Source organism: Streptomyces sp. NPDC058620, from assembly GCF_042717135.1.
Classification (GTDB): domain Bacteria; phylum Actinomycetota; class Actinomycetes; order Streptomycetales; family Streptomycetaceae; genus Streptomyces.
Genome location: NZ_JBHXQO010000020.1, coordinates 97,811 through 113,883, shown reverse-complemented (window position 1 = coordinate 113,883; position 16,073 = coordinate 97,811). Strand labels below are relative to the sequence as shown.

Below are 16,073 nucleotides of genomic sequence, written 5' to 3'. Positions count from 1 at the left end.
GCGCGGCAGCCCTGGGGCGTGGGGGCGGGGGGGTCGCGCCGCGCCCCGCCGCCCCACTCGCGCATGGCCCCTTGGAAACGGTCCGGCCGGGTACACGCGTCCGGCGCGTTCCCGGCCCGCTCCGTCGGCCGTGGAGGTACGGCCGTCGGCCAAAGGAGTGTCCTTCGCGGCTGCCGTCGTCGTCCTGAGAGGGATGTCCCACAGCACGGATGGCTGGGGGGCCATCCTGGTCGCCGAGTCCGCGAGCGGCCGTCGACCGAAGGAGTGTCGCAGTGACGACGAGGGACACTCAGAAGCCGATGCTCCCGGGCGACCGGTGGACGACGTGAGGAAGCCCGCCCAGGACGAGGACGGCCCGAAAAGAGAGGGAAGCCGTGGAGCACGACAAGGACAGTGCCAGGGGCCTGGCCCAGCTGGAGGGCTACCTGCTGTGGAACGCCGAGGTGGAGGACGCCCGCCGGCGGGCCGTGCGCTTCACCGACCAGCTCCCCTGGCTCACGCGCGCTCAACGTGAAGACGTCGAGCGTGCCTATACGGCGGACCGGGTGGCCGCGTGCAGGGAAACGCTGATTCGCGTCTCCGAGCGTGCCTCCGAACTCCGTGGTGAATACTCCGAGCGCTACCACCAGCTCAGGAAACACTGCCTCGCGGCCGTCGTACTGGCCGTAGGCGCGGTGAGCGGAGCCTGCGCCGCGCTGACCGTACTGGCCCGCTGACCACCCGCCCGGGCGCACCGCTGCGCCGCGCACCTCACCCCGCGTCGGAACGGCCCGCGGACAACCAGACACCGGCGGCGACGGTGAGGGCGCAGACAAGACCGGCCAGCGGCACTGCCCAGTGCCCCGCGAACGTGGTGAGGAGCACGAGGAGCGCACAGGCGGGAAGCACGAGCTGCTGCATCCTGTCCTCCTTGAAGTGGCGGGCGTGCAGCGCCCATACCGTGAACATGAAGAGTGCCGTGGGCACCGTCACGGCGGCGGCCGCGGCGAAGGCGGAAATGTGCGCATGGTGCGTCACCTGCTCCACCGTCACCTCGATGCCCGCACCGATCGCCGCTGCCGAGGCGAAGATCAGAAGGTGGCCGTATCCCCACACGAACGCCCGCCGACTGGCCGACAGATGCTCATGGATGGGGACGGCGAAGTAGATCCAGTAGGCGGCGAAGACGATGACCAGTCCGCCGGCCGCGATCGGGATGAGTTCGTCGAGAGCCGCCGAATCGTCGAGTGCCGACTGCACCGCCACGGTCGCGGCAGCGATCGTCTCGCCGAGCATGATGATCGTGAACAGCCCGTGGCGCTCGGCGATGTGGTGTGGGTGCCAGTTGGTGCGCTGGTGGCGCTCGGCGAGGGCGGGCACCGTCAGTTCGGCGGCGGCCATGAGCACGAAGCCCCACGTCCAGGCCCCGGCGGGCAGGAACAGCAGCACCACCCAGCCGGCCTGGACGACCACCAGCCCTGCCGCGTAGCGCAGCGCGGTGGTCCTGGCCGCGCCGGTCTCGCCCCGGGCCGCCCGCAGCCACTGGAACGTGAGCGCCACTCGCATGATCAGGTAGCCGACGATGGCGACGCCGAAATCGGCGTGCTCGAAGGCCCGGGGGACTCCGGCCGCCAGGACGAGCACCCCCGAGATCTGTACGAGGGTGGCGAGCCGGTACGGCACGTCGTCGCAGTCGTACGCGGAGGCGAACCAGGTGAAGTTGACCCAGGCCCACCAGATGGCGAAGAAGACGAAGACATAGTTGGTGACACCGTGACCGGGGTCGCCCTCGGCCACGGCGTGCACCAGCCGGACACCCGCCTGGGCGACCGCGACGACGAAGCAGAGGTCGAAGAACAACTCCAGCGGCGTTGCCGCGCGATGGGCCTCGTCGGGGTCCCGGGACCTCATCCGGAGCAGGGGCGCGGTGTGGCGGCCATGCCCGGAAGGGCCGGGCATGTGGTCACTCATCAAGACTTCGATCCTCAGGGGTTGGGAGATGCACGACCATGGCGCACCGGTCGGGGGCGGTATCCGCGGGAAGGCGGGCGGGCCGGGGCGAGCCGCCCGTTCAGTGGCGTACAAGACAGAAAGGATGCCCCGCCGGGTCGGCGAAGACGCGCCAGCCACGCCCTTCGGAACCCCCGTCGAGCACGCTCGCGCCCAGGGCCAGCACGTCCTCCTGGGCCCGGTCCAGATCGGGCACGCCGAAGTCCAGGTGGAACTGCTGGGGCCTGTCCGGGTCCGGCCACCGCGGGGCGCGGTAGTCCGCCACGCGCTGGAACGCGTACACCGATCCGGTCGCGGTGTGTACGGTCGCCCAGTTCTCGTCGACCGTCCAGCGGGGGTCGGGCCGGTTGACGGCACCGCCGAGCAGGGCACCGTAGAACCCCGCGAGACGCAGGGGGTCCGGGCAGTCCAGCACCACGCATTGAATTTCAGCGATCATGACGACATCCTAGGAAGCCGCCGGACAGGGGCGGAACGGGGAGCCGCTCAGAGAACCGAGACGGCCTTCCGCCGTTCCCCGGCCTGCTCCCAGATCTGCTCCCGGATCCGCTCATCGCCGCGCGCTTCGCCGAGCGCCGACAACTGCTCTGCGAGCCGCTCGGCATGGGCGGCGGGCAGTTCGGCGGTCTTGTGGTGGAGGTGCACCGCGCAGGCCGTCGTCGTGTCGATGAGGCGTTCCAGCGCACCCGCGATGTCCTCCGAGCCCGCTGTACGCCGGGCGACCGGCGGGAGTTCGGCGGCCGACAGATCGATGGCCGTGCGCGCCGCGGCCAGCGAACGGTAGGCGTCCCGCCTGAGCGCCCCCCGCCGGGCGTGGTCCTCGGGAGAGGCGAGGACGTGCCCGAGGTAGCGGTGTGCCGCGCTCACCGCCGTGTCCAGAGCGGCGCGGACGGTGTGGCCGCGCTGCCCGGGCAGCGGGAGGTGGCCGACGAGGAGAACCGTCGCGCACGCGAGCAGCGACTCCACCACCCGGTCCCAGGCCGCCTGCGGCTCCCCGGCCAGCAGCACCAGCGAGAGCACGAGCACGGTGACCACCGCCGTCTGCGCCGCGAAGTGCCGGGTGGCGACCGGGATCAGCGCGCCACAGACGGCGACCACCCCGACCAGCGCGAGCTGCCCGGACGCCGGCACCATGAGCACGGCGAACACGAGGGCACCCGCCACGGTACCCACGGTCCGGCACAGCACCCGGGAGACGAGCGGCCCGAGATCGGGCTTGACGAGGAACACGGTGGTGGCGGGCAGCCAGTACCAGTGCTCGTGGTGCAGGCTCTGCGCCACCGCCGTACTCGTGGCGCAGCACAGTGCGACCCGGATGCCGTACTCGCGTCCCGCCGCGCCGAAGGCCCTGCGCAGCATCGGGATGTACGAGCCCCGGGCCCGCGTGCGTGGCTGCTGTCCCGTGCGGCAGTCGAAGGCCATGGCGGCCCGCAGCAGTGCATCGTCCAGGGCGCGCAGTCCGGCATCACCCCGTGCCGGGGCGGGAAGAGGGCCGGAGTGCCCGCCGGTGCGTACCGCGGCGGCGAGACGGCGGGGGCCCTCCGCGATACGGCTGGGCAGCGCGTCGCCCGCCCAAGCCAGCGCGGTCGCCGCCTCGGCCAGCGGCAGCGACGCAGCGTACTGCGCGTGCAGGCGCCGCTCGGCCGCGGAACTCGCGTAACGCCGCAACCGGGGACCTGACAGGGCGTCCTGGGCGTGGTCGAGGGCGGCGGTCAGGGCGGCACGGCGCGCGAGGGCCCGCGGTCCGCCGGCCGCGACGAGCAGATCCGCCACCGCTGTGTAGACGGCTGCCACCGCCTCCCGTTCACCGTCGAAGCGATACGGACCGCGGCCCGACGTACCCGACGAAGGCAACACCAGACGGAGGGAGGCGAGCCAGCCCGCCCCCGCCAGGAACAACAGGGCACGCAGCCACCCCGGTTCCGGCAAGGGCATGCCGGCGCCGATCACGGCCGCCACCATCACCTGCGTACCGCAGGCGGAAGCGACCGGTCCGACCGAGCTGATCGCTCCCGCGGCCAGACCGAGCACCCCGAGGACGAGCGGCAGCAGGAACAGGGAACGCTCCGCACCGGCGGTCACCGCCGTCGCGGTGCCCAGCAGGAGACCGGCGGCGCCCGCCAGCGCCGGAACTCCCAGCCGGGTGACCGAAGCCCGTCGGCTTCCCGGCCGGTCGTTGATGCCGGCGAACATCGCGCCCAGCGCCACGGGAACGCCGGCCGTCGGGTGCCCGGCGAGCACGACCGCGAGCAGCGGGACCGCGGCGAGCGCCCCACGCAGGACGGCACTCCACCGGACGGGCCCCCGCTGGGTCCGCAGCACATGGCCGAGCCACAGAGGAAGGGAGGAGGACGGGATGAGAAAGGCGGGTGGGAACACCGGACTCCTGTGGTGCGCGGGGAAGCGGAATTCGCGCGGACGCCTTCGGCCTGGACGCTGATGTCAGCCTAGGACGGCGACATGGAGGGAATGCTTCCGCCCGATTTCCGCAAGGTGTCGGCCTCCCGGTGCGCCTCCCAATCCGCTTCTCGGTCCGCCTTCCCGTCCCCGAACCGTATGGACGTCACATCGCCGTGCCGAAGTTCTGGGTCCACACGGGGCCCGCGGAGGTGTCCCGCACACCCACGCCGATCTCCTTGAACGAGCAGTTCAGGATGTTCGCACGGTGCCCCGGGCTCTTCATCCAGGAATCCATCACATCGGCCGGGGTGCGCTGGCCCTTCGCGATGTTCTCTCCGTACGTGCTCCAGCGGTACCCGGCCGCGGTGATGCGGTCGCCCGGGTCCGAACCGTCGGGGGAGGTGTGCGAGAAGTAGTCTCGGGCCGCCATGTCGGCGGAGTGGCTCGAGGCAGCCGCCGCGAGCTGGTCGTTGCTCCGTACGGTTCCGCACCCCTCCTTCGCACGCTCGGAGTTGACGAGAGCGGTGACCTGCTCGGACACGCCGGACGGGGCCGGCTGCACGGTCTTGGGCGGTGCGGGGCGCGTGGACGGCGGAGAAGGCTTCCGCGTGCTCGGGGTGGCCTTGGGCGTGGGCGAGGCACTTCGCGTGCGGGACGCGCTCGGCGAGGGCGAAGGTGAAGGCGAAGGGGAGGCCGACGTCGGCGGGGGAGCGGGCGTCGAGGCCGTGGGGAGCGCGGCCGGGGCGGCTGCCGTCGCGGGCTTCTCGTCCTGGCTCTCCTCGTCCCGGTCTTCGTCGTCCCCGTACAGGTGCACCGCTCCACCGCCGGTGCCCAGGACCGCGACGGCGACCAGCGCCGCCAGCACCGTGCTGCGCCGACGCCGCCCGGTCTGCCGGCGTCTGCGCTCCGCGCGTCCCGGCCCTCCGGCGTGCGACGTGGCAGTGGTGAGGAGCAGGTCAGGCGCGGCGCCGCCGGCGGACACCGCCAGGGGCACCAGCGCCAGTCCTACGAGCAGCCCTTCGGCCGGGACGAGCCCCACCCTGTGACCCGAACACACCGTGCAGTCGCGAGCGTGCCGGGCCAGCCGCTTGCGCCAGAGAGTGGAGGGAACTCCGTCCCACTCGGCGGCCAGCGAATCCAGCAGGGCGCAGCGCGGCTCGGCGGCCAGGGCCCGGACCACCAGCCTGGCCGTCTCCAACTGGGTCTTCATCCGCTGGACCCGCACCGCCGTGTGTTCCGGGGACAGTTCGAGCGCGAGCGCCACCTCGGACCTGGACAGCTGCCCGGCCGTCTCCAGCCACCACAACGACAACAGCGCGCGGTCGTCCTCGTCCAGCCACCGGGTGGCCTCGGCCACCTCGCGACGCTGACCGGAGAGACCGAGCCGGATGATGGTCAGACCGACGAAGTCCGCACCGGGGTCGACGACGTCATGGGCGTCCTCGAGACCACCGGCCGGTATGTACTCCGGCCGGCGCTCACGCCAGTGGCCGCGTATCTCGTTCATGGTGATCGCCACGAGCCAGGACCGGAAGCTGTCGGGCGTGCGCAGCGAAGGCAGCGCGCGGAGCATCCGCAGCACGCTTTCCTGCACCACGTCGTCGACGTCGGCGTGCCCGTTGAGCGCGCGGCCGACGATGTTGTACATCAGCGGCAGATACGCGGTGACGAGCTGGTCCTGTGCCTGCTCGTCACCGGCCTGCGCCGCCCTGATCAACGCCGTCTCGTGTGCCTCGCCCATGCTGTGCTCACTCTTTCGGAGTCCTGTGTCGTCACGTCCCACACTCGGGAGATGCGGTGAGGCCGGGAAGATAACAAGAAAACCGCTGCGGGCACACAGCACGCGGATCCCGGCGGGCGGCGAGCCCGCCGGGATCCGGCGTGGGTAACGGACGGAGCAAGTCCCGTGCGGCCCCTCGGCCGCCCCGGGACAGCGGACCTCAGGCCCTGGGCGGAGGCGGCGGCGTGCCCTGGTCACGGTCGGTGCCGAGTTGCTGCCTGAGCTTGTCCTGGGCGGTGTCGACCTTGTCGCGGTACTTGCCCTGCGTACGGTCGTCGATCATGTCGCCCGCCTTGTCGACGCCCTTCGAGGCCTGGTCCTCATGGCCCTTGAGCATCTTCTTGATCTTGTCCATCGCGGACATGGATGATCCTCCTGGAGTCGGCACCCCCACCCCTCCAGAGTCACCGCACCCCGTGAAGTTCGCATCCGGGAGCCACACCGACCCGAGCCGGAAGTGTGAAGGACGCCACCGTGGGCACATACCGGATAACCAGGAGGGGGTGGTGGCCATGGGCCGCATCCAGATCGTTCGTCGTCCTGCACCGCCCACGGGTCCGCCGCCGCTCGACCTGCGTACACCGTCGGGCCGGCCGCTCCCGTACTGAGCACACCGCTCCCGTACGAGCTCAGGCCCCTGCCCGGCCTCTCCCCTACGGAGCGGCCGGGCCCGCCTGAGCGAACCGGGTCAGAGGTCGTCTTCCCGCAGACCCGGTCCGGTACCCGGCCTCGGAATCGGGGGAAGCGGCGCGAGCTGCTCCACCAGAGCGGCCAGCTCCTCGCACGCGAGCTCCGTATCGCGCCGCATGTTCTGGTGTTCGGTGACGATCGCGGCCAGCAGCAGCGCCGTGAGCGCCACACAGCCGTTGAGGAAGGCGAGGTTCACCATGACCTCGAGCACGGTGTGGTCCTCGAACGGACCCAGGTGGTCCCTGCCGGCGACGACCGCGAGCACGGAGACGAGCAGGGCGCAGGGGGCACTGCCGGGCAGCTCGAAGCGGAGCGCGGCCCAGATGATGACCGGGAACACCAGGTAGATCATGGACAGTGAGCCCCTGGTCGCCACCACCGTCGCCGTCACGGCGACGACCAGCAGTAACCCCGCTTCCGCCCACCGGTCCGTCGGCCGGGGCAGCCGAAACCTGGGCAGCACGAGCAGGAACGGCGTGACCACGAGGACCCCCATCGCGTCCCCCACCCACCAGGCCGACCACACCAGCCAGAATCGGCCCGGTGGCAGCTTGTCGCTGAGCATCAGCACCCCTGAACCCACTGTCGCGCTGATGAGCATCCCCAGCAGCGCGCCCAGGAATACCAGCGCGACACCGTCCCGCAGACGGTCCAGCTCGACACGGAAGCCGATCCTGCGCAGCGTGAGAAAGGCGCACAGGGGAGCCAGGGTGTTGCCCGCGGCGATCCCGGCGCCGTAGAGGGTGAAGGAGCCACTGATGTCGATGATGGTGAGCAGCGCACCGAGCGCGATGCCCGGCCAGATCCAGGTGCCGAGATAGAGCAACGCTCCCAGCGCGATGCCCGTCGGTGGCCAGAGCGGAGTGACGACGGAGCTGTGCACGACCATCTCCTGGAGGAGGCCGAGCTGCGCGGACACGTAGTAGGCGGCGGCAACGCCGAGCATCTGGAGGACGGCCACCGCCCGGCGTCTCGATTCCTTGCTACGGATCACGGCTCTCATGAGACACCGGCCGTGACTCCGTCCGGCCGTGACACGCTTTGAGGACCCCTACGTCACTTTCACCGGCGGGGCGCGGCCTCGTGGCGCAGGACGAGGACGGCCGCGTCGTCCTCGTGGCCGGTGAGCTCCGCCGCCTGCAGGATCTCGTCGGCCAGTTCCTCGGCCGTGGCCCCGACATGGGAGCTCACGATCCCGCGTACGCGGTCCAGGCCCTCCTCGATCTGCAACGACGGGCCTTCGATCACTCCGTCGGTGAGCAGGACGAAGGCCCCAGCCGCGTCGAGAGCGTGCCGGGTCACCGGATACACCTCGTGCGCCGCGATGCCGAGGGGTATCCCGCCCACGTCGGTGGTGATGCCCGTGCGCCCGTCGGCCGTGGCCCATACGCACGCCACATGACCCGCCCGTGCGCTGTGAAGTTCCCAGGTCACCGGGTCGAGACGGAAGAACGTGCAGGTGGCGAAGAGAGTCGACCCCACGGACACGAGCAGGTCGTTCGTGCGGCCCATGACCTCACCCGGGTCGGGTTCGGTGCCGGCGATGGCGCGCATGCCGATGCGGATCTGCCCCATGAAGGCGGCAGCCTCGACGTCGTGGCCCTGGACGTCACCGATGGCGAAACCCAGCGAGCCGTCGGGCAGCACGAACCCGTCGTACCAGTCACCGCCGATGTCCAGTCCATGATGGGCCGGGGCATAGCGGGCAGCGGTCTGCAACCCGGGGAGAGTGGGCAGCGAGGCGGGCAGCATCCCGCGCTGCAGTGCCTGTGCCAGCTCCACCCTGGCTCGGTGCAGTTCCACCTCCTGCCGGGCACGCGCCGTCAGGTGGTGAAGCGTGGTGAGCAACTCCTCGGCGCTTGCTGAGCGGGGGGTCCGACGCCGGTTCATGGCCGCTCCGCTGTGCGTAAGTGCCTGAATCCTATTTCGGCGAGGGCACTCGTGCGACTCCAGCGGCTGCCGCGCCCGCCCGGCCCGGGTCGTAGCGGCGCCCACCCCCACTGGGACCGGCCGGCTCCCTACGCGGTCGCGACAGATCTCCGCCGTTCGTTCAGGACAGTTCCTCGATGATCCCGGACCGCGCGTACTCATAGCCGTGCCAGATCCTGAAAGCCTCGTGGGACATGACGACGTCCAGAGCCTCCTCCACGCTGACTGCCTGTGGCCCCAGGACTTCCCGTACGACGACGACGGCCGCTGTCAGGCCGTTCCTCTCGGACTGCGCCAGATGAGTCAGGGGTCCGGCGGGATGTGTGGCGTCCGAGGCTCGATGGGTATCCACCAGCGGTCTCAGCCACCGGACCCAACGGCCGTAGGCGTCCTCGCCGTCCCGCTCGGCCATGTCGAAGAACGGCGCGAGGACGCGTTCGAGCCGTGCCGCGTGGCTCTCCGCCGTTCCCTCCACCCACGGGTGCTCCGCGGCGAAGTGCGCCCAGCCGTCCTCCACGGCGAGCTGCTCCAGCCACCACCGGCCCGCGGGGCGCAGCCCTTCATGCCCTCCGAGGACGAAGGCGCTTCGTATCTGTTCGTAGGACGCTGGTGCGTGCTCGGCCAGCAGGACCGCGTCGTAGAGGTCCTTGCCCTGCGGATACGCGTCACTGACCAGCCACAGGAGTTTCCAGGCCAAGGACAGCCCGGGGGTGGCGGCGAGAACGCGGGAGCCCGGGCCCGCCCCCAACGGGCTCAGCTCGGTGAGCACGGCAGGCGTCGGCAGCGTCTCGTTGAACACCACATCGAGCTGTACGGTGCCACCGGCGGTGCCCGGCGCGGTCCACGGCAGCACCATGCGCCGCCCCGGCACGCGCTCGTACGTCCAGATGTCCTCGGTGACCGCACCGCCCGCGTCGATCACGACGTCGTGGCGAGGCGCGGCCGCTGCCGCGGCCCGCGCGATGCCCGTGAACAGGTCCGCGGTTCGGGGCTCGGTGACCGCCCACTCCTGGGGAACGACGACGAAGTCGAGGTCGCCGGGGTCACGTGCGGTCTCCGGGAACCAGGTCGCCATGAGCACGCTGCCGCGCAGCACCAGATGCCGTGCCCATGGGCCTTCGGCGATCGTGGCGAGTACGACGTCCAGCACGGTGCGGCGTGCGCGATGCCATGCCCGGCCGGTCGCCGGGTCCTCGAAGCGTGGCTCACCCGCCCGGTACGCGCGGGAGAACTGCTTCATCGCCGGTTCGAATACCGCCGGCTGGTTCAGACCCTCCGGGGCGGGCAGCAGGGTGCCCGGCAGGTCCACACACTGCCGCGTCTCGTCGTCGAGCGGGGTGTGAGGCAGCGCGGGAGACCCGTTCCACAACCTCTCCCAGGTGCTGTTGTTGCCGGGGGAGGCGGCGGTAGACATCGTCAAGGCTCCTGTGTGGTCCGAAGCCGGCCAAGCGGCTCTGGGTGTAGTTGATCGGGTAAGCGGTCGCGTGCGGGCTCACGGCCCGACATCCGCCGTCGGAACCTCACCGTCGAGCGCCTGCTGGGTGCGGTCGGCCATCGCCTCGATGAGGAAGGACAACCAGCCGATGTCGGGTGCACCGCCGTCGGCGTGGATCAGGTTCACCGCAGCTACCACGGTCCCCACGCGGACCACCGCGCGCGCCTGCGCCCTGGCGACACCGTCGAACCCTGTGTAGTCCAGGGTGACGGCGGCTGACTCGTCCCCGAACCGCTGCTCCAGATCGGCGGGCTGCACGGTCCCCTCGAAGGCGGCCTGTTCCTTCCTCACCCCGACGTACGCCTCGGCCGCCTCCTCGATGCCGGTGTACGGCAGGACCTCGATCTGCACCTCGGTGAACGACACGGCGCTCCCCGGTTCGTACACCGACCGCACGTCGATCTGCGAGCTCGACCGGCAGATGTAGTGCCGCTCCCCTTCCTCCAGACCACCGATGCGGCTACCGCGGCACCGCTCCGTGGTGGGCGGGTCGCTCGCGAGCTTCCAGCCGTCCGGCAGGCTCGCCGCGTCCGGCAGAATCCGCCGCACCTGCTTCACGTCGAGGAGCACGGGCGCCGAAGCGCCGGGTTTCCCCGAGGCCGACGCGTCCGGCGTGCCGGGGGACGCCGTCGGGGACGCAGTCTCGCCGGGGTTTCGCGCGGACGTTCCGCCGGACCGGCCGGAGGGGTCGTCGTCGGCGAACAACTGGACCGCGCCGTAGCCGCCGAGCACCAGGAGCACGATCAGCACGGCGACGATTGCGGCCAGGGCGCCCCGGGCGTTGCGGGTGTTGTTGACGGTCAGTGGTCCCAGGGAGATCTGGCTGCTCCGCACCTTGCTTCCGCCGCCGATGACGATGCTGTTGGCGTACGAGGGGCTCACGGTGTACACCGGCGGGGCCGCCGGAGGCGGACCGGCGAACACCACTGTCATGTCGTGCCGGAAGCCGGGGTCGGTCGCCAGCGCCTCCCGGATCGCCTCCTGCAGTCCCCGCACCGCCGAGGGGTCCGTCGGATCGGCGCTCACCCCGTCGAGGGCGGCGCGGCCGCCGTCGGACGTACGCAGCCGCGCCCGTACGAGGTCGGCCAGTGCCTCGCCCGCCTCGGCTCCCACCGCGGTAGCCGCTCCGGTCGCCAGATCGGTCAGAATCCGTACGGCCGTTAAGGCCATGCTCCCGGCCTCATCCATAGGGCACCCCCCTGTCTGATCGAACCGAACCCTGAGACAACCACAGCCTGGGCCCCCGCACCATGCCGTTCGCGCGCTTCAGCCGGCCTGTTCGGCCGACTCAAGGGTCCAGGGGGTTCGACACCTGCGACCGGCGTTCGGCTCAGCTCCGTTCCCGTTCCACCGGAAGCCACAACTCGGCGTCTGCTTCGGTCTTGTCGGGCGACAGGAGGGTGCGCAGGACCTCGGGGCCGGGACGGCTGCGGTACGGGTTGGACGGGAACCACTCCGTGAACACGTCGCGCCACAGCTCCTGGATGGCCTGGGGCACCGGCCCGGAGGCGGTGAACACCGCCCAGGTTCCGGCGGGGACGGGGAGAGCCGATGTCCCCTCGGGAGCGGCCGAGGCCGTGATCACCCCCTGGTAGTAGTCGAGTTCGGTGCCCTCGGCGCGACTGGGGTCCAGGTCGTCGCAGACCGCGACGATGCCCTGCGGCTCCTGGTCCGACAGCTTCTCCAGACGTTCGAGGGCCTTCGGCTCGATCCCGCGAACGAAGTCGATGATCGCCTGGTTCGGCCCCGAATGCACCAACGGCACCCTGGCCTTGAGACCCACGACGGTGAAGTCCGGCCTGTCCACTACGCGATAGCGCATGCTGTTGCTCCCTTCGACGGTGAGGCGGAAGGTCAGCCGGGGCTGGGAGACGAGTGCCGTGCCCGTACGCCGGGCCTCGCCCGGCCCGACACCGTGCATGGCCCGGAAGGCCCGGGCGAACGCCTCACCCGAGCCGTATCCGTAACGCACCGCGATCTCCAACAGCGACTCGCGCCCCGCTAGCACCTCGGCCCCCGCGACAGTGAGCCGACGGCGCCGGATGTACTCCGACAGCGGCATGCCCGCGAGCGCGGAGAACATCCGGCGCAGGTGGTACTCCGAGGTGGCCGCGATCCGCGCCAGCCCGGCCACGTCGACGGACTGGTCGAGACCGTGCTCGATGTGCTCCATGGCCTGGTTGAGCCGCTCAAGCATCCCGGGTCTCCTTCCTCCACTGCTTCCTCTTCTGCGATCACCACGCTAGGCAGCACGTACTCTGCCGCACCCGACATCCTGTGCCCGAACAAGTCGGGTGGGCACGGCGTGGGAGACGGTGTACGGACGCACCCACGCGTCGAGGAACTCAGTGGCGAGCCCGGGTCCGCGCGGGCGACGATGGAAGGTATGAGTGAGCAACCCGCACGATGGACTCAGGCAACCGTTCACCCCGACATGTGGGCGGACCCGGACGCCGACCCGCGCAGCAGCGAAGGGGTGGGTCCGGACGGCGAGCTTCCCACGCTCCAGGGCTTTCTGACGGACTACCGACTGACCCTGAGGATGAAGTGCGAGGGCCTGGACGCGGAGCAACTCGCACGCCGGTCGGTTCCGCCGTCGACGATGTCGCTCCTCGGCCTGCTCCGGCACCTCGCCGAGGTGGAACGGGACTGGCGTAACTGGATCAGCGACGATGATCCGCTGCCGAAGCTGTACGGCGAGAAAGACGGCGACTTCGACGGAGCTGTCGCCGAACCGGCCGTGGTCGGCGCCGCGTACTCCGCTCTGGAGCGTGAGCAGGCCGCCACCGACGCCGCGCTGGCCGAGCACCCGGATCCGGGCGAGCGCCTGGGGAAGGACCGGATCGCGGTCCGGGAACTGATGGTGCACAGGATCGAGGAGTATGCCCGTCACTGCGGGCAGGCCGACCTGTTGCGCGAGTGCATCGACGGCAGGGTGGGCCAGTGACGCGGGACGAGCCGGGACGTGCTGTGACGTGACCGCTTACGACGGCCTCCTCCGGCTCGTGACGCCGCCGGCCACGCCCATCGATGCCCATGGGGACTGGACAGTCGTCGAGAGCGAGCTCGGCACACAACTGCCCAACGACTACAAGTGGCTGGTCGCCACGTACGGCTGGGGGGAGTTCTGCGACTTCCTCTACCTTCGAACACCCTTCGGTACACGTGAGCACAACGGCATCACGTGGCAGAGCGGACCCTTGAGGGGATCGAGCGAACGGGACCGGGAGCGCTACCCGTATCCACTGCACCCCGCACCGGGGGCGCTGCTGGTCTGGGGCACCACCATGGACGCCGACCGTCTGTGCTGGCGCACCGACGGGTCTCCCGAGGAGTGGAGCGTGGTGGTGTGGAGCAGTGAGGGCTGGTACGAGACTCATCCCATGGGCGCCGCCGAGTTCATCAAGGGCTGGGCCCGGGGGCAAGTCAGCTCCTCCCCGCTGGTGGACATGGAGGCGCCGACTGGCTGTTCACCTACGACGCGTCCTGCCCTCCCCAGATCCGGGCCGACTTCCCACCCGAGGACCGGGAGCGGGTTCGGCAGCGCCTCTTCGCCGCCGTCGGACTCATGCGGTGCGAGGTTCTCCGGATCACGGGCGCGGCCGGAACCCCCCTGCCGGCCTGGGACGCTGTCGCGGACGACGAGGAGTAACCGCGCTGCGAGCCGAGGGCACGCCCTGCCACGAAAGCGGTAGGAAAGCGGTAGGAAATACGACGGCCGTAGCGCACGACAAAGGGCAAGGAGAGTAACCACTCCTTGCCCTTCTTCAATGTATAGCGCACTGGGGGGCTTGCGGCAAGGCCCCCGTCGTGACGCAGAATGATCCGCCAAGGCCAGAACCTGCGGAAATGGCAGATTCGCGAAGAACATGTGCTGTTGCCGACGTATGGGTTGCGCGGCACGTCGGAGCGCCCGTGGGACTCGCGGTGCGGCTGGTCGATATCCAATCTCGTTGAATGGGCGTTCTGATGATTGACGTGATCGTGGTCGGCGGCGGACCGACCGGATTGATGCTGGCCGGCGAGTTGCGGCTGCACGGGGTGCACACGCTCGTGCTGGAGAAGTTGACCGAGCGCACCGATCAGTCCCGCGGGCGCGGCCTGCACACGCGCAGCGTCGAGATGCTGGATCAGCGCGGTCTGCTGGACCGGTTCCTCGCAGTCAGCGAGAAGTACCAGGTCGGCGGTCTTTTCGGCGGCATCGTCAAGCCGTGGCCGGACCGGCTGGACACGGCACACCCCTACGGCCTCGCCACGCTGCAGCCGGTCACCGAGCGGCTGCTCGATGAGCGTGCGCTCGAACTCGGCGCCGAGATCCGGCGCGGCTGCGAAGTGGCCGGGCTGAGCCAGGACGAGGACGGGGTGACCGTCGAACTGGCGGACGGCTCACGCCTGCGCTCTCGCTACGTCGTCGGGTGTGACGGCGCCCGCAGCGCGGTGCGCAAGGGGATCGGCGTCGGCTTCCCCGGCGAGCCCGCCAAGGTCGAGACGCTCCTGGGTGACATGGAGGTGACCGAGGACCCGGCGACGATTGCCGCCGTCGTGGAGGAAGTCCGCACGACCCAACTGCGGTTCGGTGTCATCCCCAACGGTGACGGGGTGTTTCGCGTCGTCGTGCCCGCCGATGGCGTGGCAGAGGACCGTGCGACCGCGCCGACCTTCGAGGAGTTCAAGAAGCAGCTGAGGGCCACCGCGGGCACCGACTTCGGCGCGCACTCGCCGCGCTGGCTGTCCCGGTTCGGCGACGCGACCCGACAGGCCGAGCGCTACCGGGTCGGCCGGGTGCTGCTGGCCGGCGACGCGGCGCACATCCACCCGCCGACTGGCGGGCAGGGGCTCAACCTGGGTGTCCAGGACGCGTTCAACCTCGGCTGGAAGCTGGCCGCCGCGGTCAACGGCTGGGCTCCGGAGGGGCTGCTGGACAGCTACCACGCCGAACGGCACCCGGTGGGCGCCCACGTGCTGGACAACACCCGCGCGCAGATCACGCTGCTGGGGACCGACCCGGGTGCGACCGCGCTGCGGGAGCTGTTCTCGAAACTGATGGACTTCGAGGAGGTGAACCGGTACGTGACCGGGATCATCACCGCGGTCGGGGTTCGCTACGACTTCGGCGAGGGGCATGAGCTGCTCGGCCGGCGGATGCGGGACGTGGAGCTCAAGCGCGGGCGCCTCTACTCGCTGATGCACGACGGGCGCGGGATGCTGCTCGACCGGACCGGTCGGCTCTCGGTGGAGGGCTGGGCGGATCGGGTCGACCACGTCGTCGACGTCAGCGAGGAACTGGACGTGCCTGCGGTACTGCTGCGCCCGGACGGCCACGTGGCGTGGGTCGGCGAGGATCAGCAGGACCTGCTCAGCCGACTGCCCAAGTGGTTCGGAGCTGGCGCCAGTTGAGCCGCAGGGGGTGACGCGGCGCGGGGTTCCGGACCGCCACGGAGGCGTCCCGGAGACGGTGGCTTCCTGACCACAGGTGTCAGAACCTGGCCACGAACCCCATCAACCGCCCGCCGCTCATCACTCCCAGACCACCGCGGTGATCTGTGTCTTCAGCCCACGATCGGAGAAGAGGAGACTCCCGCCACCGCCGCGGTTGTTGGGGTGGTCCACCGGCAGCTGGACGAGACCGCTGCCGGAGACTGTCCTGCCGACCGCTGTGGTCTCATGGTGCTTGTTGATCATCGTGTTGCCGTATCCGGCATTGCCGACCGCCAGAACGTTCTCGCTCGCCAAGGCCGGGACGCTCAAGCCAGTACAGGTAGCCGCCGTGGCCGACAGCACCACCAGACG

15 protein-coding genes are annotated in these 16,073 nt (G+C 70.6%); 4 read left to right on the top strand and 11 right to left on the bottom strand.

Annotated features, from left to right (window positions below; translation table 11 throughout):
• Positions 1-374: 374 nt before the first annotated feature.
• The gene (locus tag ACFWSK_RS20440) at positions 375-716 is read left to right on the top strand and encodes a hypothetical protein (RefSeq protein ID WP_383787976.1); all 342 of its coding nucleotides are present in this window, start codon (positions 375-377) and stop codon (positions 714-716) included.
• A gap of 34 nt (positions 717-750) precedes the next feature.
• On the opposite strand, the gene ACFWSK_RS20435 is transcribed toward ACFWSK_RS20440, so the two are convergent.
• The 10 genes from ACFWSK_RS20435 to ACFWSK_RS20390 form a co-directional block, all read right to left on the bottom strand.
• Positions 751-1,950 (bottom strand): low temperature requirement protein A, encoded by a 1,200-nt coding sequence (locus ACFWSK_RS20435; protein WP_383787973.1) that lies wholly within the window; start codon positions 1,948-1,950, stop codon positions 751-753.
• A gap of 100 nt (positions 1,951-2,050) precedes the next feature.
• Complete coding sequence (locus ACFWSK_RS20430; RefSeq protein WP_383787971.1) at positions 2,051-2,428, bottom strand: VOC family protein; 378 nt, start codon at positions 2,426-2,428, stop codon at positions 2,051-2,053.
• Between the two features lie 47 nt (positions 2,429-2,475).
• A complete protein-coding gene (locus ACFWSK_RS20425) occupies positions 2,476-4,368 on the bottom strand; it encodes an FUSC family protein (RefSeq protein WP_383787968.1) in 1,893 nt (630 codons plus the stop codon).
• 184 nt (positions 4,369-4,552) lie between these two features.
• Complete coding sequence (locus ACFWSK_RS20420; RefSeq protein ID WP_383787965.1) at positions 4,553-6,130, bottom strand: sigma-70 family RNA polymerase sigma factor; 1,578 nt, start codon at positions 6,128-6,130, stop codon at positions 4,553-4,555.
• Positions 6,131-6,329: 199 nt separating this feature from the next.
• Positions 6,330-6,533: an antitoxin gene (locus ACFWSK_RS20415; protein ID WP_383787962.1), complete on the bottom strand. Its 204-nt coding sequence runs from the start codon at positions 6,531-6,533 to the stop codon at positions 6,330-6,332.
• 324 nt (positions 6,534-6,857) lie between these two features.
• Positions 6,858-7,853 carry an MASE1 domain-containing protein gene (locus ACFWSK_RS20410; protein WP_383787960.1) on the bottom strand — a complete coding sequence of 332 codons (996 nt, stop codon included), beginning with the start codon at positions 7,851-7,853 and terminating at the stop codon, positions 6,858-6,860.
• Between the two features lie 68 nt (positions 7,854-7,921).
• A complete protein-coding gene (locus ACFWSK_RS20405) occupies positions 7,922-8,749 on the bottom strand; it encodes a PP2C family protein-serine/threonine phosphatase (RefSeq protein WP_383787957.1) in 828 nt (275 codons plus the stop codon).
• A 160-nt stretch (positions 8,750-8,909) separates the two neighbouring features.
• Positions 8,910-10,202: a nucleotidyl transferase AbiEii/AbiGii toxin family protein gene (locus ACFWSK_RS20400; RefSeq protein WP_383787955.1), complete on the bottom strand. Its 1,293-nt coding sequence runs from the start codon at positions 10,200-10,202 to the stop codon at positions 8,910-8,912.
• Between the two features lie 78 nt (positions 10,203-10,280).
• The gene (locus ACFWSK_RS20395; RefSeq protein ID WP_383787954.1) at positions 10,281-11,453 is read right to left on the bottom strand and encodes a hypothetical protein; all 1,173 of its coding nucleotides are present in this window, start codon (positions 11,451-11,453) and stop codon (positions 10,281-10,283) included.
• A 160-nt stretch (positions 11,454-11,613) separates the two neighbouring features.
• Positions 11,614-12,480 carry a GyrI-like domain-containing protein gene (locus tag ACFWSK_RS20390; RefSeq protein WP_383787951.1) on the bottom strand — a complete coding sequence of 289 codons (867 nt, stop codon included), beginning with the start codon at positions 12,478-12,480 and terminating at the stop codon, positions 11,614-11,616.
• Between the two features lie 180 nt (positions 12,481-12,660).
• On the opposite strand from ACFWSK_RS20390, the gene ACFWSK_RS20385 reads away from it, so the two are divergent.
• The 3 genes from ACFWSK_RS20385 (at position 12,661) to rox (ending at position 15,680) form a co-directional block, all read left to right on the top strand.
• Positions 12,661-13,230 carry a DinB family protein gene (locus tag ACFWSK_RS20385; protein WP_383787989.1) on the top strand — a complete coding sequence of 190 codons (570 nt, stop codon included), beginning with the start codon at positions 12,661-12,663 and terminating at the stop codon, positions 13,228-13,230.
• Between the two features lie 28 nt (positions 13,231-13,258).
• Positions 13,259-13,978 (top strand): SMI1/KNR4 family protein, encoded by a 720-nt coding sequence (locus ACFWSK_RS20380; RefSeq protein ID WP_383787948.1) that lies wholly within the window; start codon positions 13,259-13,261, stop codon positions 13,976-13,978.
• A gap of 274 nt (positions 13,979-14,252) precedes the next feature.
• Complete coding sequence (rox, locus tag ACFWSK_RS20375) at positions 14,253-15,680, top strand: rifampin monooxygenase (RefSeq protein ID WP_383787945.1); 1,428 nt, start codon at positions 14,253-14,255, stop codon at positions 15,678-15,680.
• Positions 15,681-15,800: 120 nt separating this feature from the next.
• Here the strand turns inward: rox and ACFWSK_RS20370 are convergent, their stop codons facing one another.
• Positions 15,801-16,016 (bottom strand): hypothetical protein, encoded by a 216-nt coding sequence (locus tag ACFWSK_RS20370; RefSeq protein WP_383787942.1) that lies wholly within the window; start codon positions 16,014-16,016, stop codon positions 15,801-15,803.
• Positions 16,017-16,073: the final 57 nt, after the last annotated feature.